The sequence below is a fragment of the Variovorax monticola genome (assembly GCF_051216855.1).
Classification (GTDB): Bacteria; Pseudomonadota; Gammaproteobacteria; order Burkholderiales; family Burkholderiaceae_C; genus Variovorax.
Genome location: NZ_JBPJZP010000003.1, coordinates 239,388 through 259,921, shown reverse-complemented (window position 1 = coordinate 259,921; position 20,534 = coordinate 239,388). Strand labels below are relative to the sequence as shown.

The following is a 20,534-nucleotide window of genomic DNA, read 5'->3' as shown; positions in this document are numbered from 1 at the left end:
GCCGAGGGCGATGCGCTTTACCGGCCGTACCCCTGAACTGCTTCAGGGCGTAACGGATGTTTCGACTGTAGGTTCAAAGTATTACGGGCGCGGCCCGGCGCGAGGCAACCCAGACGGCTACTTTTTGGCCGCCAGGTATTCGCGCACTTTGTCCGCCGAGTTGCCAACGGACTTGACTGCTTCACGCAACGCCGCGGGGGTGCATGCAAGGCTCCGTGTCCAGTCGCGCACTTCGTAGTCCTCTGCAAGAGAAATGAGTTTGCTGTCGAGCGCTGTCTTTTTGGTGTTGTCGGGCATCAGATTGATCCTCCATAAAGCGATCCACGGTGGCCGATTTTTCGGTTCAGTGCTGTAGGCCTGGGCCGTGGAACGCCAGCACCCGCGCGTCTTGCCGTTCGGCTGCGCGGTGCACCGGACGTCGGTGCACGCGCGATGCGGCCAAGCGGCCACTTCCTACAGCGCCGCGGCGGTGCAGCAAGCACCATAGGCTGCATCCGGGCGATGTGCCCGGAATGTTCGACGGTCTTGGCAGCGGAGCTCCCGCTGCTTTTTTTCAAGGAATTTTCATGTCGCTGATCTGGACGATCATCATTGGCTTCTTGGCGGGTCTGGTGGCACGCGCGGTGTTGCCGGGCCGGCAAACACTCGGCTTCATCTGGACGACCCTGCTGGGCATTGCAGGCTCGCTGATCGCCACCTATCTGGGACAGGCGATGGGCTGGTATGCGGCAGGCACCGGCGCCGGGTTCATCGCGTCGGTGGTGGGGGCCGTCGTGGTGCTGGTGATCTACGGGATGGTGACCAAGCGCGCCTGAGCACGCGCAACGCCGAGCGGCGCTTACTTGCGCGCCAGCGACTTCAGCAGCGAGCCCGCTTCCTTCTTTCCGTCCGCGCTGATGCCCGGCGAAGCGGCGGCCTTGCTCAGGTAGTCGACGACCTTGCGGTGGTTCTGGTTGGGGCCTTCCCACAGAAAAAGCCGACCCAGCTCCAGCGCCGCATCGTCGTCGCCTTGCTGGTAGGCCTTCTCGAACCAGAAGCGCGCCCAGCGAAAGTTGCCCTCGTCGCGGTAGCAAATCGCCAGGTTGGCGCAGCCCGCGATGTCCCCGGCCCTGGCGGCCTTGCGGTACCACTCGCGCGCAGCCGCGGCGTTCTTCTTCACGCCGATGCCGTGGTCCAGAAAGTAGCCCACGCTATTGAGCGCATGGGTTTCGCCCGCCGCAGCCGCCTTCAGGAACAGAGAGAGCGCCTTCTTGTGCGCACCTGCATCCCATGCGTCGTTGGCCGCGAGAAACCAGTCGTCGTTGGTCGGTTCTTGCATGGTGCGGGTCTCCTTCGAAGCGCCGGCGGGAAGAAAGGGGAGAAAGGAAAAAGTATGTGTACCGCGGCGTGGCGGCGCGCGAATGACTTAGCCTCGATCCGGCGGCCATTCTGCCTATCTCCTGCTCTTTCATGCACTTTCGCGCGCTCTCCTCTGCCTTCTGTCTTTTCAGCCTCCTGGCTTTTCCTCTCTCTTCCCAGGCCGCTCCGCGCACCTGCCTCGTCGTCGGCATCAGCGACGGCGACACGCTGACCGCCCGCTGCGGACGCGCGGGCGCCTACGAGCGCGTGAAGGTGCGCATTGCCGCCATCGACGCGCCCGAACGCTCGCAGCCCTACGGCCAGCGCAGCAAGCAGGCGCTGAGCGACATCTGCTTCCAGGTGAAGGCGCGCATCAACGAGATCGACACCGACCGCTACGGCCGCACGGTGGCCGACGTGGACTGCAACGGCGAGGACGCCGGCGCCCGCATGGTGTCCGACGGCTGGGCCTGGGTGTACGACTACGACCGCATCGCCACGAAGCGGGGCGGCGGCCTGTTCAAGCTGCAGGACAGCGCACGGGCGCGGCACCTGGGCCTGTGGGCCGACGCGAAGCCCATGCCGCCCTGGGACTGGCGCAAGCACCAGCGCAACGAGCAGCCGCACTGGGGCGGCTTCTTCTGACCCGGGCGGCGCGGCCTCGGCTTCAGGACTCGCTCTTGCCCTGCACGTCGGCCACCACGCGCGCGTTGCGCCTGAAGCTCCAGTAGGCGCCGGCCCAGTCCATCATCACGACGATGCGGTTGCGGAACCCGATCAGGAAGTACGCGTGCGCGAACAGCCAGAACAGCCACGCGAGCCGGCCGCTGAAGCGCAGCGGGCCGAAGGGCGTGCCCAGGTCGACCACGGCCGAGTTGCGCCCGATGGTGGCCAGGTTGCCGTAGTCCGCATAGCGGAACGGCACCGTCGGCTGGCCTGCGATGCGCCGCAGGATGTTCGCGGCCGCCGCGCGCCCCATCTGCTTGGCGCCGGGCGACACACCCGGCACCGGCTCGGGCGGCTTGCCGGGCGCATGGCTCATGGCGGCGGCCAGGTCGCCGACCACGCTGATCTCGGAGTGGCCGGCCAGGCTCAGGTCGGGCTCGACCTTGATGCGGCCGGCGCGGTCGCATTCGACGCCGGTGGCCGTGCCAAGCAGGCGGCCCAGCGGCGAGGCTGCCACGCCAGCCGCCCACACCACGCAGCTGCTATCGATTCGGTAGCTGCTGACCGGCGTAGCGTCTGCGCCACCACCGGTCTGCACTTCGAGCCCGGTCGCATCGATGGCGGTCACGCGCGCGTTCAGCCGCACCTCGACGCCCAGTTTTTCCAGTTGCTCCAGCGCCTTCAGACTCAGCGATTCGGGCATGGCCTGCAGCACGCGCGGGCCGCCTTCCACCAGCAGCACCTGCGAGCTGCTCGGGTCGATGTGGCGGAACTCGCCCGACAGCGTGTGCTTGGCGATCTCGGCCAGCGTGCCGGCCATTTCCACGCCCGTGGGGCCGGCGCCGATCACCACGAAGGTGAGCAGGGCGCGGCGGCGCGCGGGATCGGTGCTGATCTCGGCGGCCTCGAACGACAGCAGCACGCGGCGGCGGATCTCGAAGGCATCGGCCAGCGTCTTCAGCCCGGGTGCCACGCTCGCCCATTCGTCGTGCCCGAAGTAGCTGTGCGTGGCGCCGGCCGCGACGATCAGGTGGTCGTAGGTCACGTGGTCGCCATGGGCCATGTGCACCGTGCGCGTGGCGGGGTCGATGCCGCTCACTTCGCCCAGCAGCGTCGTGATGCGGGGTTGCTTGCGAAACAGCGAGCGCACCGGCGCCGCGATGGAGGGGGCGGCCAGCCCGGCGGTCGCCACCTGGTAGAGCAGGGGCTGGAACAGATGGTGGTTGGTCTTGTCGATGACTGTCACATCGACGTCGGCGCTTTGCAGCTTGCGCGCGGCTTCGAGTCCGCCGAATCCGCAGCCGACGATGACGACGTGGGGCCTGCCCGAGGGGGTGGTCGTTTGCATCCTGCGGATGATACGCAGCCGTCCTGCGCGCTCGGGCATCTTGTGCCACAGTGGCTGCCCGCCGACTTCCCGGCTGCGGACCTGCGGGGCGTTGTCCTACGCAGCGCCGTCACCGGGATGGGCTAAAACTTGTCGTTGACCCGACTGGAGACCCCATGACGCTTTCCCGGCCGATCACACCGGCGGCGAGCGCACTGCGCGACAAGTTCCGCGAGGTGCGCGCCACGAGCCTGGCACTTGCAGAGCCGCTTTCCGCCGAAGACCAGTGCATCCAGTCCATGCCCGACGCGAGCCCGACCAAGTGGCACCTGGCGCACACGACGTGGTTCTTCGAGACGGTGCTGCTGCAGCCGCACGCAACGGGCTACGAGCCGTTCGACGTGCGATTTCATTACCTCTTCAACTCGTACTACGAGGCGTTGGGGCCGCGCCATCCGCGCCCGCAGCGCGGCCTGCTCACGCGCCCCTCGGCGGACGAGGTGCATGCCTACCGCCGCCATGTGGACGAGGCGGTGGTGGCGTTGCTGGAAGCGGGAGGGCTCGATTGGGCCGCCATCGAGCCCATCGTCACGCTCGGGCTGAACCACGAGCAGCAGCACCAGGAACTGCTGCTCACCGACATCCTGCATGCCCTGTCGTGCAATCCGCTGCTGCCGGCGTACAAGCCCGCGAGCGGCCCGGCGCTGCGGTTGGCCGCGGTGCCGCCCGCCATGCGCTGGATCGCGCAGCCGGGCGGCGTGGTCGAGGTGGGCTTTGCCGGCGGGCAGCAGGAATTCTGTTTCGACAACGAGACGCCGCGCCACAAGGCACTGGTGCAGCCGCATGCCATGGCCGACCGGCTGGTGAACTGCGGCGACTACGCCCAGTTCATTGCCGACGGCGGCTACCAGCGGGCCGAGCTGTGGCTGTCCGACGGCTGGGCCGCGGTGCAGGCGAACGGCTGGCGGCATCCGGCGTACTGGCTTGCGAGCGACGATCCGCGGCTGGGCCTGGGGGCGCAGTCGCAGGGCGCCGCCAGCTGGCATGTGTTCGGCCTGCACGGTGTGCGGCCGATGGAGGCGGATGCGCCGGTGTCGCAACTCAGCTTCTACGAAGCCGCCGCGTATGCCGAATGGGCCGGCGCGCGACTGCCGACCGAGTTCGAGTGGGAGGCCGCCTGCGACGCGCCCGGCATCACGCAGATGGCGGGCCATGTCTGGCAGTGGACGCGGTCGTCGTACGACCCGTACCCCGGCTTTCGTCCCATGCCCGGCATCGCGGCCGAATACAACGGCAAGTTCATGGTGGGGCAACTGGTGTTGCGGGGCGGCAGCGTGGCCACGCCGGCCGGGCACACGCGCGCGAGCTACCGCAACTTCTTTCCGCCGGCCGCGCGCTGGCAGTTCTCGGGGCTGCGGCTCGCGAAAGACCTTTGATCATGCGAAATCCAACTTCTTCGTCGTCGGTGTCGTTCGTGCCTGCCAGCGGACCCTCGCAGAAAAAGCCGCGCGCTTCGGGTGCCGCTGCTGGCGCGCCGCTGTCCGAGTTCGGGCGCGAGATGCACGAGGGCCTGTTGCGCTCGCCGCGCAGCATCTCGCCGAAGTTCTTCTACGACGTGGCGGGGTCGCAACTGTTCGACCGCATCTGCGATTTGCCCGAGTACTACCCGACGCGCACGGAGCTGCGCATCCTGGGCGAATGCGCGGGCGAGATCGCGCAGCAGATCGGGCCGAATGCCGAGATCGTGGAATTCGGGGCGGGGTCGTTGACCAAGGTGCGCCTGCTCCTTGATGCGCTCGAGTCACCGAAGCGCTATCTGCCCATCGACATCTCGGGCGAGCACCTGGAAGCGGCGGCCGAGCGGCTGAAGGCCGACTATCCGGCGCTCGTCGTGCAGCCCATTGCGGCGGACTACACGATGCCTTTGGTGCTGCCTGCGCCCATGGCAGGTGCCGGGCGTCGGGTCGGGTTTTTTCCCGGCTCGACGATCGGTAATTTCGAGCCCGACGAGGCGCTGGCTTTTCTGCAGCTCGCCGCGCGGATGCTGCGCGGTGGCGGGCTGCTGATAGGGGTCGACCTGGTGAAAGACCCGGCGCGCCTGCATGCGGCGTACAACGATGCGCAAGGGGTGACGGGGGAGTTCAACCTCAACCTGCTGCACCGTGCGAACGCGGAGCTCGATGCGGACTTCGATGTCGACGGGTTCGCGCATGCGGCGTTCTACAACGCGCCTCGGCGGCGGATCGAGATGCACCTGGTGAGCCGGCGCGCTCAGAGCGTTTCGTTGAATGGTGAGAGCTTCGGGTTCGAGGAGGGGGAGACCATTCATACGGAGTACTCGCACAAGTTCACTGTGGAAGGGTTGCGTGCTTTGGCCGTTCGCGCAGGCTTCAAGCCTGGGGCTGTGTGGACTGATCCTGAGAGGCTCTTCAGCGTTCATTGGCTGGCTGCCTAGATTGGGTTTCGGGGCCGGGACTCGCCCCGGCGGGCGACCTGCTTTTCTTTGCTTCGCCAAAGAAAAGTAGGCAAAAGAAAGGCGACCCCACTGTCTGCGACCCCTTCGCTGCGCTACGGGGCAACCTGCGGTGCTCGCGTTTCGCGGGGTCTCGCAGAACTCGCTTCGCTCAAACAGCTGCAAGCCCTGATCCGCGAAACGCTCCGCTCCTCGGCGCAGCCAGAGGGGGTGGAGACCAATCGGGCCATCGCGTTGCTCGGCCACCAAGCCGCAGCAGGCGCTTCGCGCCTACTGCGGTTGGTATTGGGTCTTTAGGGTTGGCTGTTGGCACTTCCGAAGCCGAGCGCAGCGAAGGCGTGTCGGTATCCAAATCCCTTCTGGATGCGCCGAGGAGCGGAGCGTTTCGCGGATCAGGGCTCGCCCTTGTTTGAGCGCAGCGAGTTTGGGCGAGACCCCGCGAAACGTGAGCACCGCAGGTTGCCCGGAGCGAAGCGCAGGGACTCAGCCAGCAGGGTCGCCTTTTCTTTGGCTACTTTCTTTTGGCGAAGCAAAAGAAAGTAGATCGCCCGCCGGGGCGAGACCCGGCCCCGGGAAATAAACCAGCACGGCCACCCTGGATACAACCCCGGCAAAAGCTGCTTGCCGCAGCAGCGGCACAATACCCCTGCCCCGTGCGGCAGCGCAACGGCCACCGCCCGCAACCCTCCCTCTGGAGACCAAGATCATGAAAGCAACCTGGAACGGCGTCACCATCGCCGAAAGCGACGACACCGTGCTCGTCGAAGGCAACCACTACTTCCCGATGAGTTCGCTCCATCGCGATCACGTGACCTTCAGCAACCACAAGACCACCTGCCCCTGGAAGGGCACGGCGAGCTACTACTCGCTGCTGGTCAACGGCGAACTCAACACCGACGCCGCCTGGTACTACGCCGACCCCAAGCCCGAAGCCGAAGAAGTCCGCGACCGCGTGGCGTTCTGGAAGGACGTGAAGGTCAGCGCGCAGTGACCACGGCGGCTTTCACACCCCCGTTCATCGCCCCCACCGAGCTGCCCGCCGCAATGCGCGAGCAAGGCTATGCGGTGCTGAGCCCGCAGGGCGTCGGCGAATGGCTGGGCGTGCCGCTCGCGCAACTCGAGTCATTGCATGCCGACTGGAACGACCTGCCGCCCGACGAATACCTGAAGGACGGCGGCCACTACCGCACGCGGCGCCATGCCTGCTTCACCGTCGAGGCCGACGACCACGCCACGCTGGCGCAGGTGCCGCATCGCGCGCACTGGCAGCCGGTCGAATACAACGCGCTGCACGGCGGCATGCAGCGCTGGTTCGCGCCGATGCTCGAAGGCACGGTGGCGCAGCCGGTGTGGCGGCGGCTGCTGCAGCAGCTCGGCAAGGCCAGCAGCGACATGCGCGGCGCACCGCAGCGCTGGTTCGTGGAAGCGCACCAGTTCCGCATCGACACCGCCGGCGGCATCGGCCGCCCGACGCCCGAAGGCGCGCACCGCGACGGCGTGGACCTGGTGGCGGTTGCGCTGGTCGGCCGCCAGGGCATCAAGGGCGGCGAGACGCGCGTGTTCGAGGCCAACGGCCGTCGCGGCGAGCGCTTCACCATGACCGAGCCGTGGAGCCTGCTGCTGCTCGACGACGCGCGCGTGATCCACGAATCCACACCGATTCAGCCGCTGGAAGACGGCGGCGAAGGCTGGCGCGACACGCTCGTCGTCACCTGCCGGGCCCAGGGTTTCCAGGGAAGCTGAAAACCCGCTCGAAGGCGAATGCGCGCAAGCGTTTCGCCGGTGCTGGCGGGAGTCCTACAGCCCGGTCAGGCAACAAAGGTTAAATTCGAGCCCCGGCGCCTTGTGCCTTCTCAAGGGGCCGAGTCTGTCTGCGAACGAAAGCGAGGTCCGCCATGTTCAATCACATCCTGGTTCCGATCGACGGCTCCGAAACTTCCATGCTCGCCGTCAGCAAGGCCAGCGGCCTCGCATTGGCGTTCGGAAGCCGCATCACGCTGATTCACGTGATCGACAACTACCCCTTCATCGGCGTGGGCGCGGACTACGCGCTCGGCCAGAACGAATACCTGGCCGCAGCCACCGCGAGTGCCAATGCGGCGCTTGCACGCGGCGTGGCTGCCCTTGCAGCCGAAGGCCTGCACAGCGACCAGCGTGTGATCGACGGCCACGTGGTGCATGAAGGCATCGTCGACACGGCCATCGCCATCGCGGCCGACCTGATCGTGATGGGCTCGCACGGCCGCAGCGGCATCGAGAAACTGCTGCTGGGCAGCGTCACGCAGCGCGTGCTGCAGGACGCGAACATGCCCGTGCTGGTGGTCAAGGGCGGCTTCAACTAAGCGGGCGCGAAATCGGCCGGACGGCTGAAGCGAAGGTCCTGCTGCGTCACCGGGTGCACGAAGCCCAGTTCGCTCGCATGCAGCAGCAGGCGCGGCGCGCGTGCCTGCACCGCAGCATCGCCGTACAGCGCATCGCCCAGGATCGGGTGACCGATCGACAGCAGGTGCACGCGCAGCTGGTGCGTGCGCCCGGTCATGGGCTCCAGCAGCACATGCGTTGCCGTGGCGTCCCCCTCTGACGAAGAAGAAACCGCCTTCCACCGCGTGACGCTCGGCTTGCCTGCGGGGTCCACCTTCTGCAGCGGGCGGCGCGGCCAGTCGGCCACCAGCGGCGCGTCGATCAGCGACCAGTCTTCGCGCACCGGCATCGCGCCGTCGACGACGGCTTCATAGCGCTTGTGCACCCGCCGCTCGGCAAAGGCCGCGCTCAGTGCGCGCTGCATTGCGAGGCCGCGCGCCATCACCACCAGGCCGCTGGTACCCATGTCGAGCCGATGCACGATCAGTGCGTCGGGCCACCGCTGCATGGCGCGCGCGCTCAGGCAATCCTGCTTGTCCTCGCCGCGGCCGGGCACGCAGAGCAGGCCGGCGGGCTTGTCGAACACCAGCAGGTACGGGTCTTCGTGAACCGGGGGCAGAGCAGGGTAGAGGGGCGGCGGCGCGGTCATGGGAGCCGTCGAGTGTAGAGAGCCGGCCAAGGCCCTGGCAGCGGGCTCGAAGGGCCGTTGCGGTGCCCTCACGATCCGCTCATGAAGCCTCGGCTATCCTCGAACGAATGTCCGGCCCCGCTTCCGCCTCCACTTCCTCCCCAGGTGCCACTGCCGCTTCGGCGCCCGGCACAGTCTCTCCCCCCAGCTTTTCCGACCTGACGCGCGAACGTCCGTTCATGCAGATGTGGACGGCGCGCCTGTTCGGCACCGCCGCCTCGCAGATGCTGCTGGTGGCCATCGGCTGGCACATGTACGACCTCACCGGCAGCGCCTGGGACCTGGGCCTGGTCGGCCTCTACCAGTTCGTGCCCGCGCTGCTGCTGGCCTTGCTGGCCGGCCACATCGTCGACCGCCACCACCGCGGGCGCATCGTGGCCGCCTGCTTCGCGGTGCAGGGCCTGGTGGCGCTGGTGCTGCTGCTGGCGGTGATGGAAAAGCACGACACGCGCGGCCTGCTGCTGGGCCTGTCGCTGGTGCTGGGCGCGGTGCGCGCCTTCCAGATGCCCGCGCAGCAGGCGCTCACGCCGCTGCTGGTGCCGCCGACGATGCTGGCGCGTGCGATGGCCTTCAGCTCGGCCGGCATGCAGGGCGCGATCATCGGCGGGCCTGCCCTGGGTGGCCTGCTGTTCGTGGCGGGCATGGCAGTGGTCTACGGGGCCAGCGTGGTGTGCTTCGTGGTGGCCTGCGCGCTGGTGCTGCGCCTGCGCTATGCCTACACGCCGGCCGCGCGCGAGCCGGTCACGCTGGCCACGGTGTTCGCGGGCGTCGATTTCATCTGGAAGCGCAAGCCCGTGCTCGGCGCGGTCTCGCTCGACCTGTTCGCGGTGCTGCTGGGCGGCGCGGTGGCGCTGCTGCCGATCTATGCCAAGGACATCCTGCACACCGGCCCCTGGGGGCTCGGGCTGCTGCGCGGCGCGCCGGCCGTGGGCGCGCTGGTGATGTCGATCGCGCTCACGCGCCGGCCGGTGGAGCGCCACGTGGGACGCACGCTGCTGATCGCCATCGCGCTTTTCGGGGCGTGCATGGTGGTGTTCGGCATCTCGAAGAGCTTCGTCGTGTCGCTGATCGCGCTGGCCGTGTCGGGCGGCGCGGACATGGTCAACGTCGTGATCCGCCAGACGCTGGTGCAGCTGGAAACGCCCGACGGCATGCGCGGGCGTGTGAGCGCGGTCAATTCGATCTTCATCGGCGCGAGCAACCAGCTGGGCGAGTTCGAGTCGGGCGCCACGGCGGCGCTGCTGGGTCCGGTCGGCTCGGTGGTGGTGGGCGGCGTGGGGACGATGCTGGTCGCCATCACCTGGTTCAAGCTGTTCCCCTCGCTGGCGCAGCGCGACCGGCTGGTGGTGGCGGCTGCGGCGCCTGTCGTTCGACCTTAGTCGGCGAACAGCGATCGCGCGAGCGGCGCGTCGAGCGCCAGGTCGCTCAGGGCCTGCGCCACGCAGGGCAAGATCCAGCCTTCTTCTTTTTCATCGGCGCTCAGGCCGGGCCATTCGATGGTGTGGCGGGTTTCGCCCGACAGCCGCCGACAGATGCAGGTGCGGCAAGTGCCGTTGCGGCACGAGCTCGGCAGCTCGATGCCGGCCGCTTCGGCGGCTTTCAGCAGCGTGGTGCCGGCCTCGGCGTCGAACGCGAGGCCCGACGGCGCCAGTCGAACCTTCATGGCGGGGGCGGGGGGTCTTGCTGTTGCTGCTGTTCGCGGCGTTGCTCGCGCAGCATGAAGAGATAGAGGCTCTCGACCTTCTCGCGCGCCCACGGCGTCTTGCGCAGGAACTTGAGGCTGGAGCCCACGCTCGGGTCGATCGCGAAACAACGGATGGGAACGAGCTCGCCCAGGTGCTCCCATCCGTAGTGATCGGCCAGCGCTGTGACGATGGCCTCCAGCGTGAGCCCGTGCAGCGGGTTGCGCGGCTGGGCTTTCTTGGCTGCGGGGGCCGGTGCTGGCGCTTCGTCGGTCACTTGTTCTTGAGCTTGCCGCGCGGAATCACCGCGGTGGTGAGCGTGCGAACGGGCTCGATGCCGCCAGTGCCCACGGGCTTGGGCGGCGAGGTGTCCTTCTTCGGTTTCTTCGCTTCCTTGGTGGCGCGTTGTTGACCTTTGGCCATGTCGATTTCTCCTGTTGTTACGACGGATGCAACAAGCAGTTTAGCGGTGCGGCGACAATACGAGGTTCCATCCGATTCCCCGCATTCATGTCAGATTACGAAGTTCGACCCGCTACCCTGCGCGACGCCAAGTCCGTCGCCGAAGTCCATGCCCTGGCCGCCAAGGCGGCCTACCAAGGCATCCTCCCCGAAGAAGAACTGCCCGTGCTGGCCCCGGCCTCGCGCGAGGCCAAGTGGCGCGAAGCCATCGAGTACAGCGAACCGCAGGTGCGCGTGGCCGTGCTGGGCAGCGAAATTGTCGGTTTCGTGGGCTACGACCGCTCGCGCGATCCCAAGACACCGCCCACCACCGGCGAAATCTGGGCCATCTACGTGAAGCCCGAGCATTGGGGCAAGGGCGTGGGCGTGGCCCTGTGGGACGCGGCGCGCGAAGGCCTCGAAGAAGAGGGCTGCACCATGGTCACCGTGTGGGTGCCCATTCGCAACGACCGCGCCCTGCGCTTCCATGAACTCGCCGGCTTCAAGCGCGAGATGAAGACCGCCAAGACGACCGCCATGGGCTCGGTGCGCGTCGAGGAAATCCGCCTCAAGCGCAGCGTCGCCTGACCGGCATGAGCGCCGACGGCAGCACCCTGGACCACGCCGCGCGGGTGCGCGCCCGGCAGCGTCGCACGACCCTCGTGCAGTGGATCCGCCGCACCCACGGCTGGTTCGGCCTGTGGGGCGCGGTGCTGGGGCTGCTGTTCGGGTTCAGCGGCATCTGGCTCAACCACCGCAACGTGCTGAAGCTGCCGCAGGCGCAAGAGCGCACGCGCGCCCAGTTGGCGCTGCCCGACCCCGTGCCCGAAACGCCCGAGGCCATGAGCCAGTGGCTGCAGGACGCGCTGCGCATGAGCGGGCCGCCCAACTCGTCGCGCATCGAGCCGTCCAGACCGGTGGCCTGGGCGGAAAAGGGCGACAAGAGCGCCCCCGCGCTCATGCAGCCGGCGCACTGGGTCTTCAATTTCGGCGGGCCCGACGAAACGGTGCAGGCCGAGTACTGGCAGGGCAACCGCTCGGTCGGCGTGGCCACCACGCACAACGGCTTTGTCGCCACGCTCACCAGCATGCACAAGGGCGGCGGCATGCCGCTGCCCTGGATCCTGCTGGTCGACACGCTGGCCGGCAGCCTGATCTTCCTGTCGCTCTCGGGCGTGGCGCTGTGGATGCTCACGCACCGCCGCCGCCGCGTGGGGCTGGCGTTGTTCGGCGCCTCGCTGGCCGCCGTGCTCGCAATTGCGCTGAGCGCGCTCTGATCCGGGCACAAGGCACGTTTCCCGGCGCCCGTTCAGGGCGGCCGCGTACGGGTATTCCAGGGGTGCGCGGCGGCTGCGGCTAAGCTCGCCGCTTCTTTTCAGCCCCCCCCACATTGCCCATGGCCACCAGCCTGCTCCTGCTGCTCGACGACATCGCGACCGTTCTCGACGACGTGTCGATCCTCACCAAGGTGGCCGCCAAGAAGACGGCAGGCGTGCTGGGCGACGACCTGGCGCTCAATGCGCAACAGGTGTCCGGCGTGCGCGCCGAGCGCGAGCTTCCGGTCGTGTGGGCCGTGTGCAAGGGCTCGCTCGTCAACAAGGCCATCCTGGTGCCCGCGGCGCTGGCCATCGGCACCTGGCTGCCCTGGCTGGTCACGCCGCTGCTGATGGTGGGCGGCGCCTTCCTCTGCTTCGAAGGTTTCGAGAAACTGGCCCACAAGTTCCTGCACAAGAAGGAACACGGTGCCGACACCGAGCGCCACGAGAAGGCCGTGGCCGACACGGCGGTCGACCTGGTGGCCATCGAAAAGGACAAGATCAAGGGCGCGGTGCGCACCGACTTCATTCTTTCGGCGGAAATCATCGCCATCACGCTGGGCACGGTGCAGGGCCAGCCCTTTCTTACGCAGCTGAGCGTGCTGGTCGGCATTGCGCTGATCATGACCATCGGCGTGTACGGCCTGGTGGCCGGCATCGTGAAGCTCGACGATGCGGGCCTCTACCTGAGCGAGCGCGCGAGCGCTGCGGCGCAGGCCCTGGGCCGCGGCATCCTGTGGACGGCGCCGTGGCTCATGAAGGCGCTGTCGGTGGCCGGCACGGCCGCGATGTTCCTCGTGGGCGGCGGCATCCTGGTGCACGGCGTGCCGGCGCTGGGCCATGCGGTCGAAGACTGGGCCAAGGCCACCGGCGGCGTGTTCGGCACGCTCGGCTCGATGGGCGTGAATGCCGGCGTGGGCCTCGTGGCCGGCGCCATCGTGCTGGCCGTGGTGGAGTTGGTCGGCAAGCTGCGCAAGAAGAAGGCCTGAGCCTGCTATGCGGGCACCCTGCCGTTCTTGCCTAAACCCGCCATGAGGCGGGTTTTTCTTTTTACTGGCCCGTCTTGCCGCGCTTCACCAGTTCGCGCACGACCAGCACCGCGCCGAGCACCAATGCGAACCAGCCGACCAGGTAGGCCCCGGCGACCATCTCGAACCAGCGCGTGCCCTGCAGGAAGCGCGGCGCCAGCAGAACTGCGGCGCCGATCGCCAGGCAGAGAATGCCGCGTTCGAGCGTGCGGAGTTGTCGTTTGGGTTGCGCCATGGGTTCTTCGTTCTGGGTGAGTGGAGTCAGTGGGTCATTGTCCCGCGCATCGCGGCCGGATGGCCCTGCAGCGGAAACGACCGGCCGGTGGGCACCAGCGTGTCGCCGTCGAGCCGAAGGATCGTGATGTCCTGGTCGATGAAGTTGCCCACGTAGAGGTACTTGCCGTCGGCGCTCCACACCGCGCCTTCGGGCAGGCCGCGCACCACCACCTCGTTGGCGCGCGTGACCTTCTTGCCGTCGATCTTCAGCAGCACCACCGAGCCGTTGCGGTTGTAGAAGTAGGCGTTCTTCGCGGCGTTGCTGCCGCGCAATATCACCGCCACCGCATGCCGCCCGGTCGGGCTCACGGCCAGGCCTTCGGGGCCGTCGCCCACCACCACCTTGTCGACCACGCGCGGCGGCGCGGCTTCCATGTCGATCACGCTCACGGTGTCGACCTGGCCGTCGGACGCGCCCGAGTTGCCGTTGTCGGCCGTCAGCGCCAGCTTGCCGTCGGGCGTCACGTCCACGTTGTAGGGCCACAGGCCGGCCGCGAGGTCGACCTTGTTGTAAGTGACCTTCTCGCCATCGACGTTCAGCAGCGCGATCTTGTGGCTCGGAAACTTGGCGGCCAGCGCGCGCTTGCCGTCGGGCGTGAAGCGCACGTGCGCCACCGAGTCGCCCATGGCCACGGTGTCGATCAGCGTGACCTTCTTGCCCGCGATGCGCAGCACGCTCACCGAGTTGTCGGCGCGGTTGGCCACCAGCGCCAGCGTGCCCGCGCGGTTGATCGACAGGCCCGAGGGCTGCTTGCCGACCTGCAGTGTGTCGAGCAGGCTGGGCGGCGTGGTGGTCAGGTCGATCACGAACAGGCGGTTGTCGGGCACCTGCTTGCGCACGCCGTTCTCCTCGACCACGTTGAGCGAATTGGCGACCAGTGCCAGCGTTTCGCCGGGCGTGATCGCCAGGTTGGTCGGCGGGCCGGCGATGGTGTTGTCCAACTGCAGCGTGCCGAGCACCTTGGGCGACAGCGGGTCGGTGCCGATGTCGAGCACCTGCACCGTGTCGCGCCCCATGGGGGCGAGGATCACGGCGCCGGCATCGTTCCACGACTGCTTCTCGTCGTTGGCGACCAGCATCAGCTGGCGCTGCGGCACGGTGGGGGTCATGGAGGTGCAGGCCGCGAGCGAGGCGACGGCGGCCAAGGCAAGGGCCGCGAGCGCGGCGGGGCGGAAGTTCATGTCGTCTGTCTCCGGTGTTGTTGTGTGCGCGCATGGTAGCGAACGGCGGTCGGCACGATCGATGGAACGCCCCTGGGGGCACGGCCGCTCATGTCGCGCCCGCGCATCGCCGCGCATTCAAAAGTGCTTCAAAACGTTGCAGAATTCGCAGCCATGCACTTCCACCGCACGCTCCTTCGCCCCGCGCTTTCACCCATGCTGCGCGCCCTTGCCGTCCTGCCCTTCGTGTGTGCCGCCTCGATGGCCGTCGCGCAGCAGGACCCCGCCGGCTTTCCACTCGACTCCGTCGGCTACCTCAACGAGGAGCTGCCCCGCATGGAGGCCGCCATCGCCACGAAGGACCGCAGCTTCTTCCAGGGCGCGATGGCCCGCACGGTGCAGTTCTCGGAGCGCTGGGGCTTCAAGGTCACGGCCAACCCCGACCTCGCGGCCTACCCGATGTGCACTGAAGCCGTCATGGACTACGCTGTGGTCGGCCTGTGCAGGCTGACCCCGTCCGACGAATGCGAACCCGGGCTGGCCTCGCGCTTCGATGCCAACCTGCGCCGCTGCCGCGAGGTGGCGGCCAAGAAATAGCAACAGGGACACACCATGGACTACGCCCGCTACCAGACCCTTGCCATCACGCGCCGCGGCGCCAACGGCACGGTGCTCGACATCCAGATGCGGGCGCTCAACGGCAAGCTGCCCACGGCGGGCCACGAAGGGCACCGCGAGCTGGCCGAGATCTGGCGCGACGTGTCTGCCGACGACACGGTGCGCTGCGCCGTGCTGCGCGGCGAGGGCCTGGGCTTCTCGGGCGGCGGCGACCTCGCCATGGTGCAGGACATGACCACCGACGACGCGGTGCGCCAGCGCGTGTGGAAAGAGGCGCGCGACCTCGTCTACAACCTCATCAACTGCGACAAGCCCATCGTCAGCGCCATGCACGGCCCGGCCGTGGGCGCGGGGCTGGTGGCGGGCCTGCTGGCCGACATTTCCATTGCCGCGAAGAACGCGAAGATCGTCGACGGCCACACGCGCCTGGGCGTGGCGGCGGGCGACCATGCGGCCATCGTGTGGCCGCTGCTGTGCGGCATGGCCAAGGCGAAGTACCACCTGCTGCTGTGCGAGCCGGTGAGCGGCGAGGAGGCCGAGCGCATCGGCCTGGTCTCGCTCGCGGTGGAAGAGGCCGAGCTGCTGCCGCGCGCCTACGAGGTGGCCGACCGGCTCGCGGCCGGCAGCCAGAGCGCGATTCGCCTGACCAAGTACGCGCTGAACAACTGGCTGCGCCAGGCCGGCCCGGCCTTCGACGCCTCGCTGGCGCTCGAGTTCATGGGCTTCGCGGGCGCCGACGTGCGCGAGGGCGTGGCCTCGCTGCGCGAACGGCGCGCGCCGAACTTCGGCTGAAGTCCGGCGGGCCTGACTCGTCGGGCATCAGGCCTTGCGAAGGCCCTGCAGGGTCTGCAGCAGCACCACGCGCGTCTGCCCCAGCACCATGCCCTTCCATTCTTCGTTGTCGCAGTAGAACGCGTCGCGCAGCTGCGCGCGAATGTCGCGCTGCTGCGACGCCGGCGCGTCGGGGTGGCGGCGCAGCCAGGTGTCCGCGCGCAGGCGAACCAGCACTTCCAGGTCGGGCAGGGTACCGAACTCCAGGCCCATCGGCGCGATGCGGGCGTTCGGGCATTCGTCGTAAGCGGTCGAGATGACCGGGCCTGACACGTCGGCCGAGGCCGAGTCGCCGGCAAACGGCGCGAACACGTCGGCGCCCCACCATGCGTGCGCCAGCGCCAGGTCTTCGGGCGTGTTGCGGCCCGGGTAGATCTTCTCGCCGTGCCCGTAGGGCCCCAGGCCGGTGTGCACGTCGATCCAGCCCAGGTGCGTGGCCGACGCCGCGTACTTGCGCAGGATCGCGCGAATGGTCTTGTTGCTCCACGACGGCGCGGTGCCGCCGTAGAACAGGCCGTCGGGCGAGGTGTACTGGCCCTTGGTGACGGCCGCGCGGAAGGCGGTCATGCCGTGCTGCCCGATGTAGGCGGCCACGGCCGCGTCGTCGGCGGGCGTCGGCGGCCAGGTGTCGGGCAGCACCAGCGGCTCGACGTCGGCGTAGGCCGCGTTCACCGGCAGCGGCGCATTGAAGTCGATGTGGTTGCGGTTCAGGTCGATGTTGTCTTCGTTGGTGCGATGCAGGTGCGAAAAGCCGTGCGGGTTCACCGCATGCACCAGCAACAGCGCCACGCCGGCCTGCTGCAGCCGCGCGAGCAGGTCGGCATCGTTCAGCGTGGCGACCTGCGTGCCCGAGCCGCAGAAGCCTTCGGGGCCGTGCGTGCCCGAGGTGACGAGCAGGATCTTCTTCGCGTCGATGGCGCCGATCAGCGCCACGTCGGTGGCGAGCTCTTCGCCGAGCGCGCCGCGGTGCGCCGGGTGCACGAAGGACTCGACGGCCGCGCCGCGCTGGGCGGCGGCCTCGAGGAACTTGGCGCGGGCTTCGGCGTACGTGCCCGAGAAATACCGCGTGGCGGCGCTGCGTTGGGTTGGCATGGCGTGGGGTTCCTGTGCGTGGAGTGTCTTGAAAAAACGAAGAAGGGTCAGCCTGCGGCGTGCGCGCCCGCGGCATCGATGTCGCGGCCCGTATGGTCGCGCAGCCAGAGCAGGCCCAGCAGCGAGACCACCGTCATCGCCACCAGGTACCAGGCCGGTGCCAGCTTGCTGCCCGTGGCGTTCAGCAGCCAGGTGCTGATGAAGGGCGCAAAGCCGCCGAACAGGGCCACGCCCACGCTGTACACCAGCGACATGCCGCTGGCGCGCACCGCCTTCGGAAACATCTCCGGCAGCATCGTGATGCCGGGCACCGTCTGCACCACCAGGCCGAGGCTGAACACCCCCAGCACCACGAACAGCACCGTGGGCGTGGGCGAGGCGTTGAGCCACAGGAAGCCCGGGTAGATGAGGATGGCCAGCGCAATGCGGCCCCACAGGATGAGCGGCTTGCGGCCCACCTTGTCCGACAGCTTGCCCACGAAGGGCGCGAACCCGAACGAGATGAGGCCCGTGAGCGCGGCCCCGAACAGCGCCACCGACGGCGTGAACCCGAGCTCGCGCACCGCGTAGGTGGGCATGTAGAAGGTCACGACATACGCGGCGGTGGTGCCGCCCACCAGCGAAAGAATGGCAGCCAGCACCGTCTTGCCGTGCTGCGTGCAGACGATCTTCAGGCTGCTTTCGCGCGGCGCGGCGGCTTGCTCCGGCGAGATGTGCAGCGACTCTTCGAGGTGGCGGCGGATGTACATGCCTACCGGCGCAATCAGCATGCCGATGAAGAACGGCACGCGCCAGCCCCAGCTCAGCATCGCCTCCGGCGAAAGCGACGTCGTCAGCACGCCCACCACCACGGCGCCCATCAATACGCCCAGGCCCTGGCTGGCGAACTGCCAGCTCGCCATGTAGCCGCGGTTCGCGGGCGTGGCGTGCTCCACCAGCAGCGTGGTGGACGCGCCCACCTCACCGCCGGCCGAGAAGCCCTGGATGAGCCGCGCCAGCACGATGATGAGAGGCGCCGCCACGCCGATGCTCGCGTAGGTGGGCGTGAAGGCGATCAGCGCGCAGCCCAGCGCCATCAGGAAGATGGTGAGCGTCATGGCCTTCTTGCGGCCCGCGCGGTCCGCGTAGGCGCCGATGACGATGCCGCCCAGCGGCCGCATGATGAAGCCCACGCCGAAGCTCGCCACCGTCAACAGGAGCTGGCCGTACGAGTTGAAGGTCGGGAAGAACAGCTTGCCGATCACCAGGGCGAGAAAACCGTAGACGGTGAAGTCGAAGAACTCCAGCCCGTTGCCGATCGTGGTGGCCACGATGGTCTGGCGCCTGCGCGCGGGGGAAGGTGGCGACGCAGGAGAAGGCCGGTTGCTTGGAATGCTCATGTCTGTCCAGTGGGTTGCTGTTCGAGGTGTTGTCGGCCGAAGGTATGCCCGGGCCGCGCCGGATGCTAGAGACTTGGTCGTGTCATGAAAAGACAATAATTGGGGCGAAAAGATAACTTTTGGTTGTCATGGTTGAAACCCTATGGCCCCCGAAAAACGCGACGGCACCCGATGAAACCCAACCAGTTGCACGCCTTCGTGGCGGTGGTCGAGCAGATGAGCATCCGCGCCGCCGCGCGCGTGCTGGGCATTTCCCAGCCGGCCGTGACCAAGATCGTGCGCGAGCTGGAGCGCGAGGTCGGCGCTCCGCTGGTGGAGCGCAGCGTGAAGGGCGTGCGCCTCACCGAGTTCGGCCAGGCCTTCGCGCCGCGCGCGCGGCTGCTGCTGGCCGACATGCAGCGCGCCCGCGACGAGATTGCGCAGATCCGCGACGGCGCCACCGGTTCGGTGTCGATGGCGGTGAGCGCCTCGTTCGCGCTCACCGTGCTGCCCGCGGCCTTCAAGGATTTCCACACGCGCCTGCCCGCAGTCGACGTGCAGTTCAGCGAGGCGGTGCTGCCCTGGATGCTGGCGCGCCTGCGCGACGGCTACCTCGACTTTGCCGTCGCGCACGTGGTGCCGGGCACGCTCGATCCGCAGTTCGAGGCGCTGGAGCTGTTTCCGGTGCAGCTGGTGGTGGGCATGCGCAACCGCCACCCGCTGCGCGCGGCGCGCTCGCTGCTCGACCTGTATGCGGCCGAGTGGATCCTTCCGGGCGACGATCACCGAGGGCGCGAGTCGGTGTCGCCGCTGTTCACGCCGCTGGGGCTGCCGCCGCCGTCGCGCATCATCCAGGGCCAGTCGGTCACGGTGGCGCTGGGCCTGGTGGGGCACATGGACCTGATCGGGCTGTTCGTCGAGCCGCTGGTCAAGCTCACCTTCAAGCGGCACGGCATTCGCCGCGTCGACATCGAGGAACAGCTGCCGATGCTCAACGTGTGCGTGGTGCGCCGGCGGGGGCAGCTGACGACGCCGGCGGCGCAGCACTTCATCGAGTGCATCCAGCGGGCCTCGGCGATGGCGATGGGCGCCTGACGGGCGTTCAGGCCGGCGGGAAGGCGACGCCGGCCTCGCCGCTTTGCCACGGCGCGTGCTTGTGCATGGCGCGCGTGAACAGGTCGCAGGCGGTCCAATTCGCCAGCCACGCCTGCAGCCGAGGCCAGGGCTGGGCCTCGAACCAGCCGGCATCGACCATCGCGAACTGGCGCACGAAAGGCATCAGGGCCGCATCGGCGAGCGTGGCGTGGGCGCCGGCCAGATGTTGCGAGGCCGAGAGCCTCGCTTGCAGGCTGCTCAGGAACTGCGCGCCTTGCTCACGCGCCGGCACGCCGCCGTCGGCGTGGCGCTGCGGGTACTTGTAGCCGTCGAGCTGGGGCTTGAAGTCATCGTCGCACGCCGCCACGAGCGCCAGCATGTCTTCCAGCGTGCCGGACTGCGGCTGCAGCCAGCGTTGCGGGTCGTTTCGCCGCAGCGCCCACAGCATCACGTCCAGGCTCTGCGCGATCACCATGCCCTCGGGCGTGACCAGCACCGGCACCGTGCCCTTGGGGGACGCCGCGAGCATCTCGGCCGGCTTGTTCTTCAGCGTCACCTCGCGCAGCTCGCAGCGCTGGCCACTGGCCACCAGAGCGAGCCGGGCGCGCATCGCATAGGGGCAGCGGCGGAAGGAGTAGAGAACGGGGAGGGCGGTGGGCATTGGCGGAGCGGCGGAAGGCGAAGACGCCGATTTTCTGCGACGACCTGGCGCAGGCTACCGCGCGTGCGTGCACGGCGCAAGCTGGCTCGTACGTTTTAAACGCAACCCTGTTGCGTATGCTT

General features: G+C 68.3%; 26 protein-coding genes. 14 read left to right on the top strand and 12 right to left on the bottom strand.

Annotation, left to right across the window (positions count from 1 at the left end; translation table 11 throughout):
- Positions 1–117: 117 nt before the first annotated feature.
- A complete protein-coding gene (locus ACSFA5_RS12370) occupies positions 118–297 on the bottom strand; it encodes a DUF3606 domain-containing protein (protein WP_435444328.1) in 180 nt (59 codons plus the stop codon).
- A gap of 269 nt (positions 298–566) precedes the next feature.
- Here ACSFA5_RS12370 and ACSFA5_RS12365 point away from each other — a divergent pair, with 269 nt between their 5' ends.
- Positions 567–815 carry a GlsB/YeaQ/YmgE family stress response membrane protein gene (locus ACSFA5_RS12365; RefSeq protein WP_435444327.1) on the top strand — a complete coding sequence of 83 codons (249 nt, stop codon included), beginning with the start codon at positions 567–569 and terminating at the stop codon, positions 813–815.
- 23 nt (positions 816–838) lie between these two features.
- On the opposite strand, the gene ACSFA5_RS12360 is transcribed toward ACSFA5_RS12365, so the two are convergent.
- Complete coding sequence (locus ACSFA5_RS12360; RefSeq protein WP_435444326.1) at positions 839–1,318, bottom strand: tetratricopeptide repeat protein; 480 nt, start codon at positions 1,316–1,318, stop codon at positions 839–841.
- A 131-nt stretch (positions 1,319–1,449) separates the two neighbouring features.
- Between ACSFA5_RS12360 and ACSFA5_RS12355 the strand changes: the two genes are divergently transcribed.
- Positions 1,450–1,983 (top strand): thermonuclease family protein, encoded by a 534-nt coding sequence (locus ACSFA5_RS12355; protein WP_435444325.1) that lies wholly within the window; start codon positions 1,450–1,452, stop codon positions 1,981–1,983.
- A gap of 22 nt (positions 1,984–2,005) precedes the next feature.
- Here ACSFA5_RS12355 and ACSFA5_RS12350 read toward each other — a convergent pair whose 3' ends face one another.
- Entirely contained in the window at positions 2,006–3,352 is a 1,347-nt protein-coding gene (locus ACSFA5_RS12350) for an NAD(P)/FAD-dependent oxidoreductase (RefSeq protein ID WP_435444324.1), read from the bottom strand.
- A gap of 155 nt (positions 3,353–3,507) precedes the next feature.
- On the opposite strand from ACSFA5_RS12350, the gene egtB reads away from it, so the two are divergent.
- From egtB to ACSFA5_RS12325, 5 genes are all read left to right on the top strand, one after another.
- Complete coding sequence (gene egtB / locus ACSFA5_RS12345) at positions 3,508–4,767, top strand: ergothioneine biosynthesis protein EgtB (protein ID WP_435444323.1); 1,260 nt, start codon at positions 3,508–3,510, stop codon at positions 4,765–4,767.
- Positions 4,768–4,769: 2 nt separating this feature from the next.
- A complete protein-coding gene (egtD, locus tag ACSFA5_RS12340; RefSeq protein ID WP_435444322.1) occupies positions 4,770–5,786 on the top strand; it encodes an L-histidine N(alpha)-methyltransferase in 1,017 nt (338 codons plus the stop codon).
- A 724-nt stretch (positions 5,787–6,510) separates the two neighbouring features.
- Positions 6,511–6,795 carry a DUF427 domain-containing protein gene (locus ACSFA5_RS12335; RefSeq protein ID WP_435436443.1) on the top strand — a complete coding sequence of 95 codons (285 nt, stop codon included), beginning with the start codon at positions 6,511–6,513 and terminating at the stop codon, positions 6,793–6,795.
- Entirely contained in the window at positions 6,792–7,547 is a 756-nt protein-coding gene (locus ACSFA5_RS12330; RefSeq protein ID WP_435444321.1) for a 2OG-Fe dioxygenase family protein, read from the top strand. Before ACSFA5_RS12335 ends, ACSFA5_RS12330 begins: the two co-directional genes overlap by 4 nt.
- A 152-nt stretch (positions 7,548–7,699) precedes the next feature.
- Positions 7,700–8,146 (top strand): universal stress protein, encoded by a 447-nt coding sequence (locus ACSFA5_RS12325; RefSeq protein ID WP_093128323.1) that lies wholly within the window; start codon positions 7,700–7,702, stop codon positions 8,144–8,146.
- Here the strand turns inward: ACSFA5_RS12325 and ACSFA5_RS12320 are convergent.
- The gene (locus ACSFA5_RS12320; protein WP_435444320.1) at positions 8,143–8,814 is read right to left on the bottom strand and encodes an RluA family pseudouridine synthase; all 672 of its coding nucleotides are present in this window, start codon (positions 8,812–8,814) and stop codon (positions 8,143–8,145) included. The two genes, ACSFA5_RS12325 and ACSFA5_RS12320, sit on opposite strands and share 4 nt — an antisense overlap.
- 218 nt (positions 8,815–9,032) lie before the next feature.
- Between ACSFA5_RS12320 and ACSFA5_RS12315 the strand changes: the two genes are divergently transcribed.
- Positions 9,033–10,232: an MFS transporter gene (locus ACSFA5_RS12315; protein ID WP_435444319.1), complete on the top strand. Its 1,200-nt coding sequence runs from the start codon at positions 9,033–9,035 to the stop codon at positions 10,230–10,232.
- Here the strand turns inward: ACSFA5_RS12315 and ACSFA5_RS12310 are convergent.
- Genes ACSFA5_RS12310 through ACSFA5_RS12300 form a run of 3 tightly spaced genes read right to left on the bottom strand, consistent with a single transcriptional unit; the run spans position 10,229 to position 10,958 of the window.
- On the bottom strand, positions 10,229–10,516 hold the full coding sequence (locus tag ACSFA5_RS12310; RefSeq protein WP_435444318.1) for a 2Fe-2S iron-sulfur cluster-binding protein: 288 nt from the start codon (positions 10,514–10,516) through the stop codon (positions 10,229–10,231). The genes ACSFA5_RS12315 and ACSFA5_RS12310 overlap by 4 nt on opposite strands.
- Positions 10,513–10,812, bottom strand: a complete 300-nt coding sequence (locus tag ACSFA5_RS12305) for a VF530 family protein (protein ID WP_435444317.1) — start codon at positions 10,810–10,812, stop codon at positions 10,513–10,515. Before ACSFA5_RS12305 ends, ACSFA5_RS12310 begins: the two co-directional genes overlap by 4 nt.
- Positions 10,809–10,958 carry a hypothetical protein gene (locus tag ACSFA5_RS12300; protein WP_435444316.1) on the bottom strand — a complete coding sequence of 50 codons (150 nt, stop codon included), beginning with the start codon at positions 10,956–10,958 and terminating at the stop codon, positions 10,809–10,811. The genes ACSFA5_RS12305 and ACSFA5_RS12300 overlap by 4 nt, the downstream gene beginning before the upstream one ends.
- 87 nt (positions 10,959–11,045) lie before the next feature.
- On the opposite strand from ACSFA5_RS12300, the gene ACSFA5_RS12295 reads away from it, so the two are divergent.
- From ACSFA5_RS12295 to ACSFA5_RS12285, 3 genes are all read left to right on the top strand, one after another.
- Positions 11,046–11,564, top strand: coding sequence for a GNAT family N-acetyltransferase (locus tag ACSFA5_RS12295; protein ID WP_435444315.1), 519 nt, complete (start codon positions 11,046–11,048; stop codon positions 11,562–11,564).
- 5 nt (positions 11,565–11,569) lie between these two features.
- Entirely contained in the window at positions 11,570–12,253 is a 684-nt protein-coding gene (locus ACSFA5_RS12290) for a PepSY-associated TM helix domain-containing protein (RefSeq protein ID WP_435444314.1), read from the top strand.
- Between the two features lie 119 nt (positions 12,254–12,372).
- A complete protein-coding gene (locus ACSFA5_RS12285; protein ID WP_435444313.1) occupies positions 12,373–13,281 on the top strand; it encodes a DUF808 domain-containing protein in 909 nt (302 codons plus the stop codon).
- 61 nt (positions 13,282–13,342) lie between these two features.
- On the opposite strand, the gene ACSFA5_RS12280 is transcribed toward ACSFA5_RS12285, so the two are convergent.
- Positions 13,343–13,555, bottom strand: coding sequence for a hypothetical protein (locus ACSFA5_RS12280; protein ID WP_435444312.1), 213 nt, complete (start codon positions 13,553–13,555; stop codon positions 13,343–13,345).
- A 26-nt stretch (positions 13,556–13,581) separates the two neighbouring features.
- A complete protein-coding gene (locus ACSFA5_RS12275; protein ID WP_435444311.1) occupies positions 13,582–14,778 on the bottom strand; it encodes a lactonase family protein in 1,197 nt (398 codons plus the stop codon).
- A 195-nt stretch (positions 14,779–14,973) separates the two neighbouring features.
- Between ACSFA5_RS12275 and ACSFA5_RS12270 the strand changes: the two genes are divergently transcribed.
- Positions 14,974–15,354 (top strand): hypothetical protein, encoded by a 381-nt coding sequence (locus ACSFA5_RS12270; protein ID WP_435444310.1) that lies wholly within the window; start codon positions 14,974–14,976, stop codon positions 15,352–15,354.
- 15 nt (positions 15,355–15,369) lie between these two features.
- Positions 15,370–16,167: an enoyl-CoA hydratase/isomerase family protein gene (locus tag ACSFA5_RS12265; RefSeq protein ID WP_435444309.1), complete on the top strand. Its 798-nt coding sequence runs from the start codon at positions 15,370–15,372 to the stop codon at positions 16,165–16,167.
- A 27-nt stretch (positions 16,168–16,194) separates the two neighbouring features.
- Here the strand turns inward: ACSFA5_RS12265 and ACSFA5_RS12260 are convergent, their stop codons facing one another.
- Positions 16,195–17,298 carry a M14 family metallopeptidase gene (locus tag ACSFA5_RS12260; RefSeq protein WP_435444308.1) on the bottom strand — a complete coding sequence of 368 codons (1,104 nt, stop codon included), beginning with the start codon at positions 17,296–17,298 and terminating at the stop codon, positions 16,195–16,197.
- A gap of 47 nt (positions 17,299–17,345) precedes the next feature.
- On the bottom strand, positions 17,346–18,677 hold the full coding sequence (locus ACSFA5_RS12255; protein ID WP_435444307.1) for an MFS transporter: 1,332 nt from the start codon (positions 18,675–18,677) through the stop codon (positions 17,346–17,348).
- A 171-nt stretch (positions 18,678–18,848) separates the two neighbouring features.
- On the opposite strand from ACSFA5_RS12255, the gene ACSFA5_RS12250 reads away from it, so the two are divergent.
- Complete coding sequence (locus ACSFA5_RS12250; protein WP_435444306.1) at positions 18,849–19,751, top strand: LysR substrate-binding domain-containing protein; 903 nt, start codon at positions 18,849–18,851, stop codon at positions 19,749–19,751.
- Between the two features lie 7 nt (positions 19,752–19,758).
- Here ACSFA5_RS12250 and ACSFA5_RS12245 read toward each other — a convergent pair whose 3' ends face one another.
- Positions 19,759–20,412, bottom strand: a complete 654-nt coding sequence (locus ACSFA5_RS12245) for a glutathione S-transferase (protein ID WP_435444305.1) — start codon at positions 20,410–20,412, stop codon at positions 19,759–19,761.
- Between the last annotated feature and the right edge of the window lie 122 nt (positions 20,413–20,534).

What these genes read in the sequence shown, in the direction of transcription:
- ACSFA5_RS12370 (WP_435444328.1), bottom strand. Translation starts at nt 297, where the DNA reads ATGCCCGACAACACCAAAAAGACAGCGCTCGACAGCAAACTCATTTCT.
- egtD (WP_435444322.1), top strand. Translation starts at nt 4,770, where the DNA reads ATGCGAAATCCAACTTCTTCGTCGTCGGTGTCGTTCGTGCCTGCCAGC.
- egtB (WP_435444323.1), top strand. Translation starts at nt 3,508, where the DNA reads ATGACGCTTTCCCGGCCGATCACACCGGCGGCGAGCGCACTGCGCGAC.
- ACSFA5_RS12260 (WP_435444308.1), bottom strand. Translation starts at nt 17,298, where the DNA reads ATGCCAACCCAACGCAGCGCCGCCACGCGGTATTTCTCGGGCACGTAC.
- ACSFA5_RS12300 (WP_435444316.1), bottom strand. Translation starts at nt 10,958, where the DNA reads ATGGCCAAAGGTCAACAACGCGCCACCAAGGAAGCGAAGAAACCGAAG.
- ACSFA5_RS12270 (WP_435444310.1), top strand. Translation starts at nt 14,974, where the DNA reads ATGCTGCGCGCCCTTGCCGTCCTGCCCTTCGTGTGTGCCGCCTCGATG.
- ACSFA5_RS12245 (WP_435444305.1), bottom strand. Translation starts at nt 20,412, where the DNA reads ATGCCCACCGCCCTCCCCGTTCTCTACTCCTTCCGCCGCTGCCCCTAT.
- ACSFA5_RS12335 (WP_435436443.1), top strand. Translation starts at nt 6,511, where the DNA reads ATGAAAGCAACCTGGAACGGCGTCACCATCGCCGAAAGCGACGACACC.
- ACSFA5_RS12320 (WP_435444320.1), bottom strand. Translation starts at nt 8,814, where the DNA reads ATGACCGCGCCGCCGCCCCTCTACCCTGCTCTGCCCCCGGTTCACGAA.
- ACSFA5_RS12365 (WP_435444327.1), top strand. Translation starts at nt 567, where the DNA reads ATGTCGCTGATCTGGACGATCATCATTGGCTTCTTGGCGGGTCTGGTG.
- ACSFA5_RS12295 (WP_435444315.1), top strand. Translation starts at nt 11,046, where the DNA reads ATGTCAGATTACGAAGTTCGACCCGCTACCCTGCGCGACGCCAAGTCC.
- ACSFA5_RS12360 (WP_435444326.1), bottom strand. Translation starts at nt 1,318, where the DNA reads ATGCAAGAACCGACCAACGACGACTGGTTTCTCGCGGCCAACGACGCA.
- ACSFA5_RS12250 (WP_435444306.1), top strand. Translation starts at nt 18,849, where the DNA reads ATGAAACCCAACCAGTTGCACGCCTTCGTGGCGGTGGTCGAGCAGATG.
- ACSFA5_RS12275 (WP_435444311.1), bottom strand. Translation starts at nt 14,778, where the DNA reads ATGAACTTCCGCCCCGCCGCGCTCGCGGCCCTTGCCTTGGCCGCCGTC.
- ACSFA5_RS12265 (WP_435444309.1), top strand. Translation starts at nt 15,370, where the DNA reads ATGGACTACGCCCGCTACCAGACCCTTGCCATCACGCGCCGCGGCGCC.
- ACSFA5_RS12255 (WP_435444307.1), bottom strand. Translation starts at nt 18,677, where the DNA reads ATGAGCATTCCAAGCAACCGGCCTTCTCCTGCGTCGCCACCTTCCCCC.
- ACSFA5_RS12285 (WP_435444313.1), top strand. Translation starts at nt 12,373, where the DNA reads ATGGCCACCAGCCTGCTCCTGCTGCTCGACGACATCGCGACCGTTCTC.
- ACSFA5_RS12290 (WP_435444314.1), top strand. Translation starts at nt 11,570, where the DNA reads ATGAGCGCCGACGGCAGCACCCTGGACCACGCCGCGCGGGTGCGCGCC.
- ACSFA5_RS12355 (WP_435444325.1), top strand. Translation starts at nt 1,450, where the DNA reads ATGCACTTTCGCGCGCTCTCCTCTGCCTTCTGTCTTTTCAGCCTCCTG.
- ACSFA5_RS12310 (WP_435444318.1), bottom strand. Translation starts at nt 10,516, where the DNA reads ATGAAGGTTCGACTGGCGCCGTCGGGCCTCGCGTTCGACGCCGAGGCC.
- ACSFA5_RS12280 (WP_435444312.1), bottom strand. Translation starts at nt 13,555, where the DNA reads ATGGCGCAACCCAAACGACAACTCCGCACGCTCGAACGCGGCATTCTC.
- ACSFA5_RS12315 (WP_435444319.1), top strand. Translation starts at nt 9,033, where the DNA reads ATGCAGATGTGGACGGCGCGCCTGTTCGGCACCGCCGCCTCGCAGATG.
- ACSFA5_RS12325 (WP_093128323.1), top strand. Translation starts at nt 7,700, where the DNA reads ATGTTCAATCACATCCTGGTTCCGATCGACGGCTCCGAAACTTCCATG.
- ACSFA5_RS12350 (WP_435444324.1), bottom strand. Translation starts at nt 3,352, where the DNA reads ATGCAAACGACCACCCCCTCGGGCAGGCCCCACGTCGTCATCGTCGGC.